Annotated in this window: 18 protein-coding genes and 1 riboswitch; of the genes, 17 read left to right on the top strand and 1 reads right to left on the bottom strand. The window is 63.5% G+C overall.

The window, feature by feature from the left end:
* The 17 genes from V4529_09280 (at nucleotide 1) to recO (ending at nucleotide 15,476) form a co-directional block, all read left to right on the top strand.
* Complete coding sequence (locus tag V4529_09280; GenBank protein MES2358520.1) at nucleotides 1-1,104, top strand: glycosyltransferase family 4 protein; 1,104 nt, start codon at nucleotides 1-3, stop codon at nucleotides 1,102-1,104.
* A gap of 1 nt (nucleotide 1,105) precedes the next feature.
* Nucleotides 1,106-1,420 (top strand): HPF/RaiA family ribosome-associated protein, encoded by a 315-nt coding sequence (locus V4529_09275; protein MES2358519.1) that lies wholly within the window; start codon nucleotides 1,106-1,108, stop codon nucleotides 1,418-1,420.
* Nucleotides 1,417-2,388, top strand: a complete 972-nt coding sequence (gene hprK, locus V4529_09270) for an HPr(Ser) kinase/phosphatase (protein MES2358518.1) — start codon at nucleotides 1,417-1,419, stop codon at nucleotides 2,386-2,388. Before V4529_09275 ends, hprK begins: the two co-directional genes overlap by 4 nt.
* On the top strand, nucleotides 2,389-2,781 hold the full coding sequence (locus V4529_09265; GenBank protein ID MES2358517.1) for a hypothetical protein: 393 nt from the start codon (nucleotides 2,389-2,391) through the stop codon (nucleotides 2,779-2,781).
* Nucleotides 2,782-3,273: a PTS sugar transporter subunit IIB gene (locus V4529_09260; protein MES2358516.1), complete on the top strand. Its 492-nt coding sequence runs from the start codon at nucleotides 2,782-2,784 to the stop codon at nucleotides 3,271-3,273.
* Complete coding sequence (locus V4529_09255) at nucleotides 3,270-3,965, top strand: PTS sugar transporter subunit IIC (GenBank protein MES2358515.1); 696 nt, start codon at nucleotides 3,270-3,272, stop codon at nucleotides 3,963-3,965. The genes V4529_09260 and V4529_09255 overlap by 4 nt, the downstream gene beginning before the upstream one ends.
* Nucleotides 3,962-4,747 carry a PTS system mannose/fructose/sorbose family transporter subunit IID gene (locus V4529_09250; GenBank protein MES2358514.1) on the top strand — a complete coding sequence of 262 codons (786 nt, stop codon included), beginning with the start codon at nucleotides 3,962-3,964 and terminating at the stop codon, nucleotides 4,745-4,747. Before V4529_09255 ends, V4529_09250 begins: the two co-directional genes overlap by 4 nt.
* Entirely contained in the window at nucleotides 4,747-5,013 is a 267-nt protein-coding gene (locus tag V4529_09245) for an HPr family phosphocarrier protein (protein MES2358513.1), read from the top strand. The genes V4529_09250 and V4529_09245 overlap by 1 nt, the downstream gene beginning before the upstream one ends.
* Nucleotides 5,014-6,816 (top strand): phosphoenolpyruvate--protein phosphotransferase, encoded by a 1,803-nt coding sequence (ptsP, locus tag V4529_09240; protein MES2358512.1) that lies wholly within the window; start codon nucleotides 5,014-5,016, stop codon nucleotides 6,814-6,816.
* Nucleotides 6,817-6,907: 91 nt separating this feature from the next.
* On the top strand, nucleotides 6,908-8,080 hold the full coding sequence (gene metK / locus V4529_09235; protein MES2358511.1) for a methionine adenosyltransferase: 1,173 nt from the start codon (nucleotides 6,908-6,910) through the stop codon (nucleotides 8,078-8,080).
* Between the two features lie 79 nt (nucleotides 8,081-8,159).
* Entirely contained in the window at nucleotides 8,160-8,678 is a 519-nt protein-coding gene (locus V4529_09230; GenBank protein MES2358510.1) for a bifunctional nuclease family protein, read from the top strand.
* A 25-nt stretch (nucleotides 8,679-8,703) separates the two neighbouring features.
* Nucleotides 8,704-9,624: a hypothetical protein gene (locus tag V4529_09225; protein MES2358509.1), complete on the top strand. Its 921-nt coding sequence runs from the start codon at nucleotides 8,704-8,706 to the stop codon at nucleotides 9,622-9,624.
* 37 nt (nucleotides 9,625-9,661) lie between these two features.
* A riboswitch (cobalamin riboswitch) is annotated at nucleotides 9,662-9,777 on the top strand.
* A 108-nt stretch (nucleotides 9,778-9,885) separates the two neighbouring features.
* Complete coding sequence (locus tag V4529_09220; protein MES2358508.1) at nucleotides 9,886-10,863, top strand: helical backbone metal receptor; 978 nt, start codon at nucleotides 9,886-9,888, stop codon at nucleotides 10,861-10,863.
* Entirely contained in the window at nucleotides 10,860-11,846 is a 987-nt protein-coding gene (locus V4529_09215) for an iron ABC transporter permease (GenBank protein MES2358507.1), read from the top strand. The genes V4529_09220 and V4529_09215 overlap by 4 nt, the downstream gene beginning before the upstream one ends.
* Complete coding sequence (locus V4529_09210) at nucleotides 11,843-12,625, top strand: ABC transporter ATP-binding protein (protein MES2358506.1); 783 nt, start codon at nucleotides 11,843-11,845, stop codon at nucleotides 12,623-12,625. The genes V4529_09215 and V4529_09210 overlap by 4 nt, the downstream gene beginning before the upstream one ends.
* Nucleotides 12,626-12,644: 19 nt before the next feature.
* Nucleotides 12,645-14,633 carry a TonB-dependent receptor gene (locus tag V4529_09205; protein ID MES2358505.1) on the top strand — a complete coding sequence of 663 codons (1,989 nt, stop codon included), beginning with the start codon at nucleotides 12,645-12,647 and terminating at the stop codon, nucleotides 14,631-14,633.
* A 63-nt stretch (nucleotides 14,634-14,696) separates the two neighbouring features.
* Entirely contained in the window at nucleotides 14,697-15,476 is a 780-nt protein-coding gene (gene recO / locus V4529_09200) for a DNA repair protein RecO (GenBank protein MES2358504.1), read from the top strand.
* Nucleotides 15,477-16,392: 916 nt separating this feature from the next.
* Here the strand turns inward: recO and V4529_09195 are convergent.
* Entirely contained in the window at nucleotides 16,393-16,767 is a 375-nt protein-coding gene (locus V4529_09195; protein ID MES2358503.1) for a hypothetical protein, read from the bottom strand.
* Nucleotides 16,768-16,779 lie beyond the last annotated feature (12 nt).

Below are 16,779 nucleotides of genomic sequence, written 5' to 3'. Positions count from 1 at the left end.
TTGCGCATCCTCGTCATCAACTGGCAGGATCGTGAGAACCCGCATGCTGGTGGCGCGGAGCTGCATCTGCACGAAGTATTCGGCCGCATAGTGGACAGCGGTCACGAAGTCGATCTGTTGTGCAGCGGGTTCGCCGGCGCTGCGACCGACGTCATACTGGATGGAATTCACGTCCATCGCGTCGGCTCGCGTTTTTCCTTCCCGCTTCACGCCCACAGTGCATACCAGGCGCTGGTCGCGAAACACGACTACGACATCGTCGTCGAGGATCTGAACAAGATTCCGCTCTATACGCCGCGGTGGAAGCCGCGCAAGCTCGTGGTCATCACGCACCATCTGTTCGGCACGACTGCGTTCCGGGAGGAGTCGCTGCCGGTTGCCGCGGCGACGTGGCTCGCCGAACGCCCCCTGGGCATCGGCTACCGTGGCGTTGCGTTTCAGGCAGTCAGCCAGAGCACCCGCGACGACCTGGTAGTTCGCGGCATCCCCGCCGATCGCATCGAGGTCATATACAACGGAGTCGATGTCGAGACCCTCACGCCTGATCCGAACGTACGTTCGGAAACTCCCTTATTCTCCTATCTGGGCAGGTTGAAGCGCTACAAACGGGTCGATCTCGTTGTGAGAGCCTTCGCCTTGCTCGATGCGCGCGAAGCTCGCCTGGAGATTGCAGGCAAGGGTGATGATCGTGACCGGCTGGAATCACTCGTGACCAAACTCAACATCGAGGACCGGGTTCGGTTCCTGGGGTATATCACGGAAGTGGGAAAGCGGGATCTGTTGCGGCGTTCATGGGCGACTGTTCTTGCCTCTCCCAAAGAGGGCTGGGGAATCAGTAACTTGGAGTCAGCAGCGTGCGGTACACCGGTGATCGCCGCGGACTCGCCTGGCATCAGGGAGTCGGTGGTTGATGGCGATACCGGTTTTCTTGTTCCGGGTTCGGATGTGGCTGCATATGCGGCTGCCATGAGAGGGTTGCTTGATTCACCAGAGCTCGTCACGACCTTAGGAGCCAACGCGCGCCGTTTCGCCGAAACCTTCACATGGGAACGCGCAGCGGCAGAGACGTTGGCACATCTCCAACATGTAGCCAGGGGAGCGTAGCATGGATATCCAATTCCACGGACATCAGGCCGAGATCACGGACGGGCTTCGCATGAAAGCGGAGGAAGGAGTTCAGAAGTTGATGGAGCATCTCGGCAGACCAGTCGACGCCGACGTCTGGGTGAGCGAGGACGGCGTCAAGAAAACCGTGGAACTGGTGCTGCGTGCACCGCACTTCGACAATCTCGTCGCAAAGGGTGAAGGGAAGTATCACGAGCCGGCGTTGACCAACGCGATCGCCAAGCTGGATGCGCAGATTCGCCGCCTCAAGACTGCGAAGAAGAAACAGGTTCACGAGGCCGAGCTGCGCGCGTGACGCGCCATCCCACTGTCGGCGAGCTGTTTGAACGGCTCGCCGACCCGCTGCAACTCGATGATCTGGGCGGCGGCGTGGGACTCCAGCGCCATCTACCGGGACCGGAAATTTCCAGTCCCGGCCTGGCGCTGTCGGGTTACGTCGGACGCTTCGTATCGGATCGGCTTCAGGTACTCGGCGAGACGGAGGTGAGTTATCTCAACTCGCTCGATTCCGCGCGGCGCGAGGAGATCATCAAGCTGTTCTTCTCCTTCCATCTTCCGGCCGTATTCATCACCAAGGGCCAGGAGCCACCGGACGGATTGCGCGAGCAGGCGCGTGATGCCGAAACGGCGCTGATTCGGACGGCACTATCGACGGCACAATTCTACAGTGGCGTGAAACCGGCGCTGGAAGAATTATTTGCTCCGACAACCACGCTGCATGGCTCGCTCGCTGACGTTTACGGAGTGGGCCTCTTCTTTACCGGCGCGAGCGGAATCGGGAAATCGGAGTGCGTGCTGGATCTCGTCGAGCGGGGCCATCGTCTGGTTGCCGACGATCTGGTAATCGTATCGCGGCGCGGCCACGACCTGCTCATCGGCCGCGCGCACGAGATGGCGGCACACCACATGGAAATTCGGGGCGTCGGGCTCATCAACATCCCGTCCATCTTCGGCATTCGCTCGGTGCGGCAGCAGAAGCGCATCGAAGTTGTGGTGCATCTCGAGACCTGGGATCGCAACGCGCCGGTGGAACGCACCGGTCTCGACACCTCCACGGCGAGCATCCTGGGCGTCGAGATTCCCAAGATCACCATACCGCTGAATCCCGGAAAGAACATCACGGTCATAGCGGAGGTGATTGCAATGAACCATCTTCTGCACTACTCCGGAATAAATCCGGCGGAACAGTTCAACGAGCGCCTGATTCAACGGATGCAGAAGGCATCAGCGATCCGGCGCTACCTGCAGGAGGATGTCGAGTAGATGGATCCTGACGTCGCGCCGCGCGCGATTGTCGCCGGACACGGCGCACTTCCAGGCGGTCTGGTCTCGGCGGTCGAACAGATAACCGGACGCGGCAATGCTCTCATTCCTTTCTCCAACGTCGGGTTGGGACGCGCGGAGATCGAGAGCGGGCTGCGCGATCTGCTGGCATTGCACGGCGTGAACGTGGTGTTCACTGACCTGCCCGGCGGCAGCGCGACATTTGCCGCGCGCCGCGTGCAGCACGATACCCCGGGCCTCATCGTCGTAACCGGCGTCAGCCTTGCCGCGCTGATGGACTTCGTTTTCTGCGACGCGCAGATGCCCGCGGGTGAATCGACCGCACGTGCGGTCGAGAAGGGGCGCGCAGCCATTGCCTCCGTCGGGATCTGAATGCCGATAGCGCTCTACCGAATCGACGACCGATTGATACACGGACAGGTCGTCGTTGGCTGGGGGCAGCCACTGGATCTTGGCTTCATCCTTCTGGTCGACGACGCGGTCGCAGAATCCGACTGGGAACAGGAGCTCTACCGCCTCGGTGTTCCGCCGAGCATGGATGTGTATTTCGCGTCAACGAGCGACGCGGCGCGCGAGATCGCGAAATACGCGTCCGATCGGCGCACGGGAATGGTGCTCACGGGAACCGTGGAAGCGATGTTGCAGCTTGCGCGCACTGCGGCGCTGCCGATCACGTCGGTCAACGTTGGCGGCATTCATCACCGTGAGGATCGCACGCAGAAGATGCGCTACGTGTTCCTCACCAAAGGCGAAGAGCAGGATCTGCGCAGCATGGCCGAGCTGGGCGTGGTCGTCACCGCGCAGGACGTTCCATCTGCGCCCAGTCACTCGCTGGAAGAGTTGCTGCGCGGATGCATGACGTGACAGTCGAATCCATCCTCTTCAGCATAGTGCCTGTATCGCTGCTGGGAGCTGTGACGGGGTTGGACATGGTAAGCTTTCCGCAGATGATGTTGTCGCGCCCTCTTGTATCAGCCACGCTTGGCGGCGCGTTCGTCGGACGGCCGGCGGCGGGACTCCTGATCGGTGCGGTGCTCGAGCTGATCGCGCTCGAGACCCTCCCATTCGGCGCATCGCGTTACGCAGAGTGGGGAACCGCTGGTGTCGTGGGCGGAGTGGTGATGGCTGGCCAGCCGGCAGGCGCGGCGGGCGCACTTCCAGTCGCGATGTTCACGGCGCTCGCGACCGCGGTATTCAGCAGCCGAAGCATGGTGTGGGTGCGAACCTGGAATGCACATCAGGCGCGCCAACTGCGCACCGCGATCGATGCCGGCTCGGCATTGGCCGTTGACAATCTGCAATTGCGCGGCCTCACGATGGACCTGGTGCGCGGCTTCGTCGTGACGTTCGTCGCGCTCATTGTGCTATTTCCGCTGTCGGAGGAGATCGTCGCGATCTGGGGCGTCGATGCGATTCATTCGCGCGCTGTTGTGACAGCGCTCGCGGCCACAGTTGCCGCCGGCGCGATCTGGACGCTCACACACCGTGCGGCGCGCGCGGGTTGGCTCTTCGTGCTCGGGCTCGGCGCCGGCACCGCACTGTTGCTGCTGCAATGACGGCACCACAGCTGCACAAATGGGCGCGTCGCGATCCTGGAACTCCGGCGCCGGTCGGTAAGGCGGCCATCGCCGCGGCGTTCATCCGGCTCTTCGCGGTGCAGGGCTCGTGGAACTACGAGACGATGGTCGGCAACGGGATCGCGTTCAGCATGAAACCCTTGCTCAAGGATCTACCCGAAGATCGATACCACTCCGCGATGGCCCGCCAGGCGCGCTACTTCAACGCGCATCCGTACCTCGCAGGTGTGGCCGTGGGATCGCTCGCGCGGGCGGAGCTGGATGGCGAGAACCCCGCCCGCATCGAGCGATTCAGGACCGCTCTCTGTGGTCCGCTTGGCAGCGTAGGTGACCAGCTTGTCTGGGCCGGCTGGCTCCCGCTGTGCTCGCTCATCGCTCTGGCAGCGTTCGCGCTCGGAGCCGGCCCGCTGGCGGTGGTGTGTATCTTTCTTGGCGTCTACAATGTTGGCCATGTCGCGCTGAGGGCGTGGGGGCTTCGTGTCGGACTCAGAAGCGGAATGCGTGTCGCGCCCGCGCTTGCCAATCCGGTTTTCAGAGAGTGGCCCGCCGCGCTGGCACGAATTTCGGCGGTGCTTGCCGGACTGATCCTGCCACTCGCATTGCAGCGCATCATTGGACCGGGGCGCGTTCTCGCCGGTGGTGTTGCAGTCGTCGCGGTGATTGGCGCCGTCATTCTTGCTCGTTTCGGCGCACGTGCAACGGGTTGGCGCGCCGCGCTCGGAGTGCTGGCGATCTTTGTCCTCTACTCGGTGGCACGTTGATGGCGGAGCGAACGGTTACGATCGTGAACAAGAACGGAGTCCACGCGCGACCTGCCGCCGAGATCGTCAAGACGGCCGGAAAGTTCGCCAGCAATGTTACAATCGTACGCGACGATCTCGAGGTGAACGGCAAGAGCATCATGGGAGTGATGATGCTGGCCGCCGAGTGCGGCTCGGAGATAATTCTGCGCGCTACGGGACCGGATGCGGACGCCGCGATCGATGCGCTGGCGGAACTCGTGGCGACAAAGTTCGGGGAACGGTAGGTGCCGCGCGCCATTGTCGGTCTGCCTGCCTCGCCAGGGATCGTCGTAGGACCGGTACATCTTCTCCGCTGGGAAGTACCACAGGTGCGGCAGCGCATCATCCCGGACGAGCAGGTCGGTCCCGAAATCGCTCGATTCGAAGACGTGGTCGCGCGGGCGCGGACGCGCCTTGGCCAGATCCGGGACCGCGTCAGCGCGCACGCAGGCGAGGAGGAGGCTGCCATCTTCGATGTGCAGCTCGCAATGCTCGCCGACGTCGAACTGCTGGACAACGTGCGCGCTCTGATTCAACAGAATCTCGGAGCGGAGAAGGCGTTCGACCTTGTAATGGCGGACTGGCGCCAGAGCTTCGCGCGACACACGCATCAGATGCTGCGTGAGCGCGTCGCCGACCTCACCGATGTGCACATCCGCGTGTTGTCGATGCTGCTCGGTCTTGCGGACCGCGATCCGGTGGACCTGCCGAAGGGCTCCAATGCGATACTCGTCACGCACGATCTGACGCCCAGTCTCACCGTGCAGCTGGATCGCGACGCGATAGCCGCGATCGCGACCGACGCCGGTACGCGAACCTCGCACGTTGCAATTCTCGCGCGGTCTCTGGGTCTCCCCGCGGTGGTTGGCCTCCGCGACGCCACAACGCAGTTGCATCCGGGAGATCGCGTAATTCTCGACGGCTCGCTGGGCGTCGTCGTTCCGAATCCAACCGAAGCGCAGATTGCGGCGTACGCCGAGCGTGCGGTGAGGGATGCGTCGGATGACGCGGCGATGCGCGCGATCGCGACCGCGGAACCGGTCACGCTGGACGGAGTGCGAATCATACTGCGCGCGAACGTCGACCTGCCGGACGAGGCGGCCGCCGCTGCCGGGAGTGGTGCGGAAGGTGTGGGATTGATGCGCACCGAATTCCTCGCCGTCGGTCGCGCAACGATGCCGGACGAGGAAGAGCAGTTCCGCGCGTATCAGGGCGTCGTGCGCGCATTCGGAAACCATCCCGTCGTCATTCGCACATTCGACGTGGGCGGTGACAAGCTGCCGATTCGCGGATATGCCACCGAGGCGAATCCCTTCCTCGGCTGGCGCGCGATTCGTGTCTGTCTGGACGAGCCCGAGCTGTTCAAGACTCAGCTGCGTGCGCTGTTGCGGGCAGCAATGTTCGGCGACGTGCGCATCATGCTGCCGTTGATCGTCACGCTGGATGAAGTGCGCGCCGCGCGGCGACTGCTCATGGAAGCATCCGATGAGCTCACCGCGCGCGGTGTCGAGCATCGGAGCGACGTACCGCTGGGTGTTATGGTGGAGACGCCGGCTGCGGCGATCGGCGCTGACATCCTGGCACCCGAAGTCGCGTTCTTCAGCATCGGTACGAACGATCTCGTTCAGTACACGCTCGCCGTCGACCGCGGCAACGTGAATCTGGCCGCCCGCTTCACGCCGTTGCATCCGTCGGTGTTGAGGCTGATCCGGCGTACCGTCCAGGCCGGCACTGCCGCAGGTCTGGAGGTGGCTGTCTGCGGCGAAATGGCATCACAGCCCCTGATGGCGTTCGCGCTCATCGGGCTGGGAGTTCGCCAGCTGAGCGTTGGCGCCCAGTCGGTGGCGCTCGTGAAACGGGTCATCCGTGGGATAAGCGTGGACGTGGCCCGGGCGGCGGCTGACTCGGCGATGCTGGCCGGTACGGCCGAGGAAGTGGAGCAGGTGCTCCGCAGCGCAGTCCGGTCCGCCTTTGGCGACGCCCCGTTTCTGCGGTACGGATTGCCCGTCAAGGGTGATCTGGATATGTTTGGAGACGCCGGCGCTTGATCCATCCGTTCATCCGGCTTGACGGAAATAGTCGGCCCTCCCGCCCATCGGGCTGGTAGCAGGTCATCCCCGTCTCGCCCCTATCAATGATATTGTGTCCGAACGCCATCTTTTCACGTCCGAATCCGTAACCGAAGGCCACCCCGACAAGATCGCCGATCAGATTTCCGACGCGATCCTGGATGCGATCCTCACCGATGATGCGACCGCCCGCGTAGCGTGCGAGACGCTCGTGACGACTGGTCTTGCGGTTGTCGCTGGCGAGATCACGACCGACACGTACGTGCCAGTGCCGGACATCGTTCGCGAGACGATCGCGCGCATCGGCTACACTGATGCGACGTTCGGTTTCGACTGCAAGACGTGCGCGGTCATGAGCACGATCGACCGTCAGTCGCCCGATATCGCGCAGGGCGTCGATACAGGTGGCGCCGGCGATCAGGGAATGATGTTCGGCTACGCCAGCGACGAAACGCCGGAGTTGATGCCGCTTCCCATCCAGCTGGCGCACCGCATCACGCACGCGCTTGCGAACTACCGTCGCGCGGGCGGAAAGAAGTGGCTGCGTCCGGACGGCAAGGCGCAGGTCACGGTCGTGTACGAAGATCACATCCCCGTAGCGGTCGATACGGTGGTCGTGTCGACGCAGCACAGCGACGACATATCGACGCGTCGGCTGCGCCAGGCGATCATGTCGGAGGTGATCGAGCCGAACATCCCGAAGGAGATGCGCGGACGCGGCATCAAGTATCACATCAATCCGACAGGTCGTTTCGTGATCGGCGGCCCGCAGGGCGACGCTGGTCTCACGGGACGCAAGATCATCGTGGACACGTACGGCGGAATGGGCCGGCACGGCGGCGGTGCGTTCTCGGGCAAGGATCCGTCCAAGGTCGATCGGTCAGCGTGCTACGCTGCGCGCTGGGTTGCGAAGAACGTCGTCGCCGCAAAGCTGGCGCGCCGCTGCGAGGTGCAGCTCGCCTACGCGATCGGCGTTGCGCGGCCGGTGTCGGTGGCGATCGACACTTTCGGGACGGGCACGGTGCCTGATTCGGCGATCACTCGTGCAGTGAGCGAGGTATTCGACCTCACGCCGCGTGGGATCATCACTGCGCTGGATCTGCGCAAGCCGATCTACACCCCCACGGCATCGTACGGTCACTTTGGCCGGACGCCGGAAAAGATCGGACGCGGACGGAACGCTGCTACGTTGTTCACGTGGGAGCGCACGGATCGCGCGGCGGCGTTGAAGAAGGCAGTCTAGCTAAAGCCGGGCGCGTGGAGGTCGTCATCCGGCTTTCGGCGGGATGACGACACACGATCCCGGCCATTATCTTCCAGCCATGGCACTGCTCGAAGTCGAGGTAATGCGCCTCGGGCTGGATCGTACTTCCAATGCGTACGTCGTGATCCTCCGGGAGAAGGGCGGCGAGCGGTTGTTGCCGATCTGGATAGGCCAGCCTGAAGCGGAGTCGATCGTGATCGAGATGCATCAGATGCATCGCGAGCGGCCGCTCACACACGATCTGTGCAAGAACATCATCACGCAGCTGGGTGCGACTCTGATGCGCGTGAGCGTGACGCGCATAGTCGCGCGCACTTACCACGCCGAGCTGCAACTGGCCAGTCGCGATGGAAGCGTCGTGGTGGACGCGCGCCCGTCCGATGGCATCGCGCTCGCCCTGCGATTCAACGCGCCGATTTTCGTCAGTGATGATCTACTCACCACGGCAGTGCTGGATGAATCGGAAACGATTGCGGAGCTTCAGGTGGATCCGGAATTCAGGCCGATGTCGCCGGAACAGCTCAAGGCATATCTCGAAAACCTCAGGCCGGAAGATTTTGGCAAGTTCCGGCTCTAGGATTCTCAGCGCGCTTTTCGCGCTAATGTTTGCGGCAGTGTGCGGCGCTCAGGAAAGCTCGAGCGTTTCTGGCCGCGTCGTCAAACCGGGCGGCGATTCCGTCGTTGCGGTGGCCGGCGCGTGGGTCACGCTGCATCGCGTCGGCACCGATCACGCGGGCCCGGTGGACTCCACGCACACCAACGGATCGGGTCATTACACGTTCAGGTACAAGCGCACCGGCGTCACCGATGCGATCTACTTTGTCTCCTCATCGCACGATGGTGTCGCGTATTTTTCGCACCCGCTGAATGCAGGCGACGAAAGCGGGGGCGACGCGGAGATAGTCGTGTTCGACACGACTTCGCATCGCGTGCCGATGACGATCCGTGGGCGGCACATCATAGTGAGTCGCGCAGCACCCGATGGTTTGCGTACAGTCACCGAAGTGTTCGAGCTTTCCAACGATACCTCGGTAACGCGTGTCGCGCCGAACGAGTCGGACGCAGGCGCGGTATGGTCGTCGGGACTTCCGTCTGGGGCACGCACGCCGGTGGTGGCGGACGGTGACATTCCGGCGGCGGCGGTACGCTTCGCGAATTCGCGCGCACTCGTGTACGCGCCGTTCGCACCCGGCATGAAGCAGCTGGCATTTCACTATGATCTGCCGGCGGATGCATTTCCGCTCAAGATTCCGTTCGAGCAGAGTGCGGTCGTGTTCGAGGTTCTCGTCGAGGATTCGACCGGCGTCGCGAGCGGTGCGCGACTGGCCACAGTCGCTCCAGTCGCGATAGAAGGCCATCAGTTCCGACGATATCTCGCGTCGGACGTTCCGGCAAATGCGGTCGCGGTCGTGAACCTTCCCGAAGTGAAACAACCACCGGCGCTCCTGTTCGTCGCCGGACTGACGCTCCTGATCGGGGGCGCAATGACGGTGACGCTTGCGCGCGCGCTCAGGCGCAGGTAGCTTCACCACATAATTGATTTTCGCGGTCGGGGGACACGGAAGCCGGTGAAATGCCGGCGCGGCCCCGCCACTGTAACGGGCAGTAAGCGTATCTGAGGTCCCACTGGCTGAGCTGGCCGGGAAGGGAGATGCGACGGCCCGGAGCCAGGAGACGACCTTCGTCCGCGCCACATCTTACAGACCCTCGGGGGAGGGCTGGTGGCGTTGTACGTCGTCGCCTGTCGATCTCGTGCATACGTTGCGGGCTTCCTTCGAAAAAGGATGCCCGTTTTGCGTTTCAGGACCGTCAGTCTCGGCGCGACAGCGAAGTCATTGTACAGATCCGCAATCGGGATCTCCGCGTGCGCCGCGCTTGCGATTCTCTCCGCCTCCTGCACGCGAGACTCGACACGCAACGCTGCCGCGTCACGCAGTCCGGCGAGCGGCGTTGCGCCGACCGTTCGCGATGACTTCGGGCGTCCAATTTCGTTCGCAACGCATCCCCGCCGCGTCGTCTCACTCAATCCGACGACGACGGAGACGATCTTTGCAATCGGCGCGGGATCGCTGCTCATAGGCAGATCACACTGGGACGAATGGCCGGACTCGGCCAGGACTATCCCCGACATGGGAAATGGAATCGGGCCCAACGTCGAGAAGATAGTTGCCGCACATCCCGACCTCGTGCTGCTGTACGCTAGCGAGGACAACCGCGCGGCCGCAGAGCGGCTGGAAAGCGCGGGCATACGCACGATTTCTCTCCGAATCGATCGGATCGCCGACTTCGATCGCTCTGTACGACTGCTGGGTCGAGTCCTCGGCGACAGCGCGCGCGCAGCCGTCGTCTTGGACACTGTGGCTGCGTCGCTTCGGCGAGTGGCGAGCGCAACGCGTGCGCTGCGCAAACCGACCGTCGTGTGGCCGATGATAGACACGTCGCCGATGGTGGTCGGCGGTGGAAGCTTCATGAACGAGCTGCTGACCATCGCCGGTGCGCACAACGTGTACGCATATCTGCCGCAGCCGTCGCCAATCGTCTCGATCGAAGACGTGATAGCGCGCAATCCGGATTTTGTGATTCGCGGCGGCGAAGGCGGAAGCGACTCGCCACTCGGCGGTGTCTGGCAGGCCGTTCCGGCGATCGCGCAGGGACATGTGATCCGGATTCCGCTCACCATGATTCTCAGGCCGTCAGTGCAGATGGGATCTGCTGCGACGGTGCTCGCGCGTGCTCTGCATCCGGGGATCGTCCTGCCATGATCGTCCATCGCGCATGGCACTGGTGGATCGGCACGCTGCTGTTCGGCGCGGTTTGCGTGCTCGGCGTCGCGCTCGGTACCGTATCGCTTTCGCCAATGCAGGTGCTCGCGGCGCTCGCCAATCATGCACCGGCGGCGGTGCACTCCATCGTCGTGACGCTCAGGTTGCCACGGGTCGTGCTCGCAGCGCTCGTTGGTGTCGCGCTCGGCACCAGTGGCACGACTCTGCAGGCGACGCTTCGCAATCCGCTCGCTGAGCCGTATCTGCTCGGCGTGTCGGGCGGCGCAGCGGTCGGCGCCGTGGCCGCGATGATGCTGGGCGTATCGTCGGCGCTGTGGCCACTGCTCGCGTTCGTCGGTGCAGGCGTTGCCGTGCTGCTCGCCATCGGCGTTGCGCGCGGGGCTGGACGATCCGGTCACACAGACGTTCGCGTGTTGCTGATGGCTGGCGTGGTCGTGGGTGCATTCGCGAACGCGTTGATCATGATCCTGCTCGCAAACGTTTCGCCGAATACGATTCGTGGCGCGCTGTGGTGGATGATGGGCTCCGTCGCAGACGCAACGTGGTACACGGTCGCATGGCTGGGATTGTACGTCGCGGCCGGTGTCGCCTACCTCGTTGCCTACGCACCCGAGATCGACGTGCTTACGCTGGGCGAGGACTCGGCCGCAGGGCTTGGCGTGGACGTGCACCGCGCCACCCGACGCGCGTTTCTGGCGAGCGCGCTACTGGCGGCGGCAACGGTTGCGGCCGCTGGCCTGATTGGATTCGTGGGACTCGTAGTACCGCACATGGCACGCGCGTTCGGCCTGTCGCGGCAGCGCGCGATGCTCGCCGGTTGCGCGATAATCGGCGCAACGCTCGTCGTCGCCTCCGACCTCCTCGCGCGCGTCGTAATCCCGCCGTCGGAGCTTCCGCTCGGCGCCGTGACGGCGGTCCTCGGCGTTCCATTCTTTCTGATTCAGCTCAGGAGGATGCGGTGATCGCGTATGAGAACGTCACCATCGCGTACGATTCGAGCGCAAACCCCGTTGTGACGGGCGTATCGCTGCGTGCGGAACGTGGCGCGGTCACGGCCATCGTCGGTCCCAACGGCAGCGGGAAGAGTACTCTCGTCCGGGCACTGCTCGGTCGTGTTCCGCTCGTGTCCGGCCGCATCACGATCGATGGGACAGACGTGGCGGAGATCCCCCGTCGCGCGCTTGCGCGACGATGTGCCGTCGTGACTCAGCGTGAGGACACCACGTTCGCGCGGAACGTCGCCGAATACATCGCGCTCGGCCGCTATCCCCACACTGGTGCGTGGGGATCAGCGGCGGCCGGTGATTCCGACGCGGTGTCAGCCGCTGCGCGACGCGCCGGCGTGGAGCCGTTGCTGGGAAGAGTCACCGACGAGCTCTCTGGTGGCGAGTGGCAGAGAGTGCGGGTTGCTCGCGCGCTTGCGCAGGGCGGCGACGCGCTCGTTCTGGACGAGCCTACGTCGTTTCTCGATGTCGGCCACGAGATGCAGATCTTTCAGTTGGCGTCGTCTCTCGCGGAATCCGGCACTGCCGTGCTCCTCGTGAGCCATCAATTGAATCTCGTCGCGCGCTTCGCGACATCGATGGTCCTGTTGCACCACGGCGCCGTGGTCGCGACAGGAGCGCCGGACGCGGTGATGCGCGGTGAGTTGCTGGAGCGCGTGTACGACTGGCCGCTGGTCGTCACTCGCGATCCGGCGGTCAACGCTCCGATGCTGGTCCCGTTACGCCGATCAACATGACAACACACATATAAATACAATGAACAAATTGACACTGTCGTTACTTGCGCTGCTGCCCGCAACGGCGCTGGCGCAGCGCGCGGATACAACCGCCGCGCTCGAACCCGTGATCGTAACTGCCACGAAGCTCCCGACGCCATCGTCGGCGCTCAGCCAGCCGGTTACCGTGCTCAGGGGCGACGAGCTGCGCGCGCGCGGCGTGGTCACCGTCGCCGAGGCGTTGCGTGAAGCGCCGGGTGCGACAATGGTCCAGAGCGGATCCTATGGTGGCGTAACGTCGCTCTTTCTTCGTGGAGGAGAGAGCAGGTATACCAAGGTGCTCATCGACGGAACGCCGATCAATTCGGTGGGCGGAGCTCAATTCTTCGAGAATCTCTCGATGGACAACGTCGACAGGATCGAGATTGTTTACGGGCCGTCGAGCGCGCTGTACGGAGCCGACGCAGTGAGTGGAGTGATTCAGATATTCACCAGGCGTGGTGCGGGGCCCGCAACGCTCGACGCCGACGCGCGTGCCGGGACATACGGCTCGCACGATGAATCCGTATCGCTTCGGGGAGGCGTGCCTGCAGCGGGATACTCCATCGGTGGCGGGTGGCATGCCACTGATGGAGTGTACGCGTTCAACAACGCATATCGGAACGGCGATCTGAACGGCTCGCTGCAGCTTCGTCCCGACGAAAAGTCGGAAATATCCCTGACCACGCGATACACCGGGTCCGTATATCACTTCCCAACGGATTTCACGGGTGCAGCAACCGATACGAGCTCGTACACCAGGGAGCACAGGCTCGTAACTGGTTTCGACGCATCACGCCGAGTAGCGCCGAGCGTGCGGTTGCGTCTCATTGGCGGCGACAACGAGATTCATGGATTGTCCGAGGATACCAAGGCGTCGGGCGTGCCGGCGGCGCCGCTCTCGAAGACATCCTCGCCATCAGCCGGCTATCGCCGGTTCGCGGAAGGCCGTGTCGAAGCAGCGCTGGGCAGGCTTGGCACCGCAACGGTTGGCGCACAGTATCAGGTCGAGGGGCAGCGGTCACGGTTGGTGACCATCGACTACGCGACGGTTCCCGCCGCCGGAACCAACGTCGTGACGCCCGGTTCCGACGACCATCGCATCACACGCGGGTACTACATCGCACTGCAGGGGGATCCGCTGTCGCTCTTCTCCTACGATCTGAGCGCGCGCCACGACGACCATTCGGATTTTCACGGCGTCAACACCTATCATGCTGGCGCGACCCTGGCGCTGTGGGCCGGCGCACGCCTCCGCGGAGCATACGGCACCGGTTTCAACGCGCCGTCGTTCGACGAGACGCAGGGATCGGCTTTCAATATCGGAAATCCGTTGCTGCAGCCGGAGCAATCGCACTCGCTCGACGTAGGACTGGTGCAGACGTTGTTCGGTGGCCGACTGCGCGCGAGCGTCGGTGGGTTCGACCAGCGATTCAGCAATCAGATTCAATACGTATCCGGAACGTTCGGCGGTCCGCCGGACCTCGTACAGCTCACGCCGTCGTATTACAGCAACCTGACGCAGGCGCGATCGAAGGGCTATCAGGGTGAGGTGGACGCCACGTTACCGTTCGGTTTCACCGGCTCGGCGAGTTACACGCAGACCATCGCACAGGTGTTCGCAGTTCCGCCGGGTTATGCAGGCTCGCAGATGCCGAGCGACGCGCTTCTGCGTCGGCCCAGCCATTCCGGGACCGCGTCGGTATTCTATGCGCGCTCGGCCGAATGGAGTGTCGGGGCGTCGGCCAACTACGTGGGCAAGCGTCCTGACATGGACTTCTCGCAGTTTCCGTCACCGACCGTGACTCTTGCGTCATATGTGAAGCTGGGCCTGTCCGGCAGCATGCGCGTCTTTCAGACCGACGGGACGACTGTGTCGTTGACGGGGCGCGTCGACAACCTTCTGGATCGGCGGTACCAGGACGTATTCAACTTCCCTGCGCCAGGTCGCGCGATCCTGATCGGCGCGAAGCTGTCCGCCACGCGGTGAATCACGGGGTGATTGCAGGTTGACGCGACGGGTCGGCGAGCGGCGCCGGATTAGATTTCGACGATGCCGCTCGTCGTCACGCAGGCGATAGTTCTTCACGCTTTCGACTATCTGGAAACATCGCGCGTGTTGCGACTCATCACGCGCGAGGCAGGCGTGCAGTCGGTGCTTGCAAAGGGTGCGCGGCGCACTCGGGGGCGCGTCGGAACTGGCGTCGATCTCTTCGCCGAGGGTGAGGCGCAGATCTACATCAAGCCCACGCGCGATCTTCACACACTTGGTGCGTTCGACGTGACGTCGTCGCGCGCCGGACTCGCACTGGAGATGTCGCGCTTCACAGCCGCGTCGGCGCTGGCCGAGCTGGCGCTTCGCGTTGCCGGAGACGAAGCGAATGCGGTCATGTTCGATGATCTGTCGGCGACGCTGGACGCGCTCGCTGGTGCGTCCGGTGATGCCGTGCTGGAGCGTGCGCTGGCGGGCGCGTGGCAGATGATCGCCGACGCTGGCTTCACTCCGTCGCTGGATGTGTGCGCAAGTTGCCACGCTGAGATATCGCGCGACGCGACCGTGACGTTTTCGCATCCAGCCGGTGGCGCGCTGTGCGACGATTGTGCGCGACTCGCCGCCGTGGTGCGCAAGCTTCCGCCGTCCGCACGCGACACGCTGCGGCGGTGGCAGGCGGGAGAGGTCGTCACGGGGCTCGGTGCGGCGGAAGGAAGGGCGCACCAGCGTCTGCTGCGCGAATTCGTGCGCGAGCACGTCGTCTCCGACGACAGACCGCTACGCGCGTTTGCTGCGTGGGAGAGCGACTTTGGCGCCCAGCCTTCCGCGCAGCGTGGATAGCCCAGTGCGCGCCCGCGGATAGTGCGGTGCGCCAAAGCCTGACTTGGTGGCGTGACACGTGCATCACATCTGTGTGTCGCGAGTCGGGCAGCCGTCTCGTTGAAACCCCGGATGGTCGGAGAGCGTCTGAATAGCGGGCCGTCGCCAGCTGGCGTTCGAAGGTAGCCAGTCAGCGTGCGGGATCGGAACATCGGACCGTCCGGGGGTGTTTGGTAGGCTCTGGTTACAGCTTCGCGGTTTGTCGCGTCGCAGGTTCCGGACAGGGCCGGTGGTCCGGCGCATGGAAATCATTACGTTCGGTCGAAACGGCTCTGGCGCTCCGGATTATTGGGCAGTATCTTCGCGCTTGAGCAGGATGTACGCGGTCGAACAATCGTTCAGGAGTCAGTTCAAGGACACTTTCTAGTCAGCCTGGAGTTAAGAAATGGAGTTGCGTTGGGCAGCACTCATCGGGGTGCTTGCATTCAGCGCGCTCGCGCCGCGATCGGCGGCCGGCCAGGCGAATTTGCCCGGGACCGGACGGGATCGCGGGTCTGGATCGGAGTTGGGGCAGAATAGTCCCAATCCTTTCGTTTCAGAGACGCGGATGCCTTTCACGGTGGGAGATTATCCCACGTGTTCGGACCCGAGTCGCGTTTACCGGGTCACCTTGCGGGTGTACAATATCTTGTCGCAGGTTGTGGCAGTACCCGTTTTGCAAGGTGGAACCGGGAGCGTCGCTGGTGGGGCGCCATTGGAGAACGTGGAGTTGTCGTGCGGACAGTACACAGGTTACTGGGACGCGAAAAACTCCCGGACAGGGCAGGATGCGCCACCCGGCATCTATCTCTATCGATTGGAGATAGACGGAAGGCCGGTGACGAAAAAAATGATTCATGGGAGATAGGGGCACGCGAATGATTACATTCGGCGGCCCCTATTTTTCATGCGACATCAGCGCGACGTATGTGAACCGCGACGTGGCGATGCCGGATTCCATTGCCTTCTCATCTTCAAAGATGACGGCGATCGCGCGGTCGGCGTAGCGCCTGCGCTGGCGCTTGCTGTGCTGTCTCAGCAGCGGCCGGGCAGCATCGGTAATCTGCTGCGCGGTGGCGATACGGTCTGAGAGCGGTGCGTCGCTCATGCCGGTCCCACGAAGCAGTATCTCCAGTCGCCCGCGCTCTCCGCGCACCGCCGGTGGCCGCTCGAGTTGAAAGATCGACTGGAGCTGTCTGGACAGAGCCGTGAACGGTGCGAACACGGCCACGACACGGTCGATCACCCCGTTGGCTGATCGTTCGCGCCGCACCGCCTCTTGGCC

The organism is Gemmatimonadota bacterium, from assembly GCA_040388625.1.
Classification (GTDB): domain Bacteria; phylum Gemmatimonadota; class Gemmatimonadetes; order Gemmatimonadales; family Gemmatimonadaceae; genus Fen-1247.
Note: the sequence above shows the minus strand (reverse complement) of the source record. Positions and strands in the feature narration are given on the sequence as shown.

Coding starts and splice junctions, on each gene's coding strand:
- V4529_09275 (MES2358519.1), top strand. CDS start 1,106: ATGGATATCCAATTCCACGGACATCAGGCCGAGATCACGGACGGGCTT.
- V4529_09265 (MES2358517.1), top strand. CDS start 2,389: ATGGATCCTGACGTCGCGCCGCGCGCGATTGTCGCCGGACACGGCGCA.
- V4529_09260 (MES2358516.1), top strand. CDS start 2,782: ATGCCGATAGCGCTCTACCGAATCGACGACCGATTGATACACGGACAG.
- V4529_09250 (MES2358514.1), top strand. CDS start 3,962: ATGACGGCACCACAGCTGCACAAATGGGCGCGTCGCGATCCTGGAACT.
- V4529_09245 (MES2358513.1), top strand. CDS start 4,747: ATGGCGGAGCGAACGGTTACGATCGTGAACAAGAACGGAGTCCACGCG.
- V4529_09230 (MES2358510.1), top strand. CDS start 8,160: ATGGCACTGCTCGAAGTCGAGGTAATGCGCCTCGGGCTGGATCGTACT.
- V4529_09225 (MES2358509.1), top strand. CDS start 8,704: ATGTTTGCGGCAGTGTGCGGCGCTCAGGAAAGCTCGAGCGTTTCTGGC.
- V4529_09220 (MES2358508.1), top strand. CDS start 9,886: ATGCCCGTTTTGCGTTTCAGGACCGTCAGTCTCGGCGCGACAGCGAAG.
- V4529_09215 (MES2358507.1), top strand. CDS start 10,860: ATGATCGTCCATCGCGCATGGCACTGGTGGATCGGCACGCTGCTGTTC.
- V4529_09205 (MES2358505.1), top strand. CDS start 12,645: ATGAACAAATTGACACTGTCGTTACTTGCGCTGCTGCCCGCAACGGCG.
- recO (MES2358504.1), top strand. CDS start 14,697: ATGCCGCTCGTCGTCACGCAGGCGATAGTTCTTCACGCTTTCGACTAT.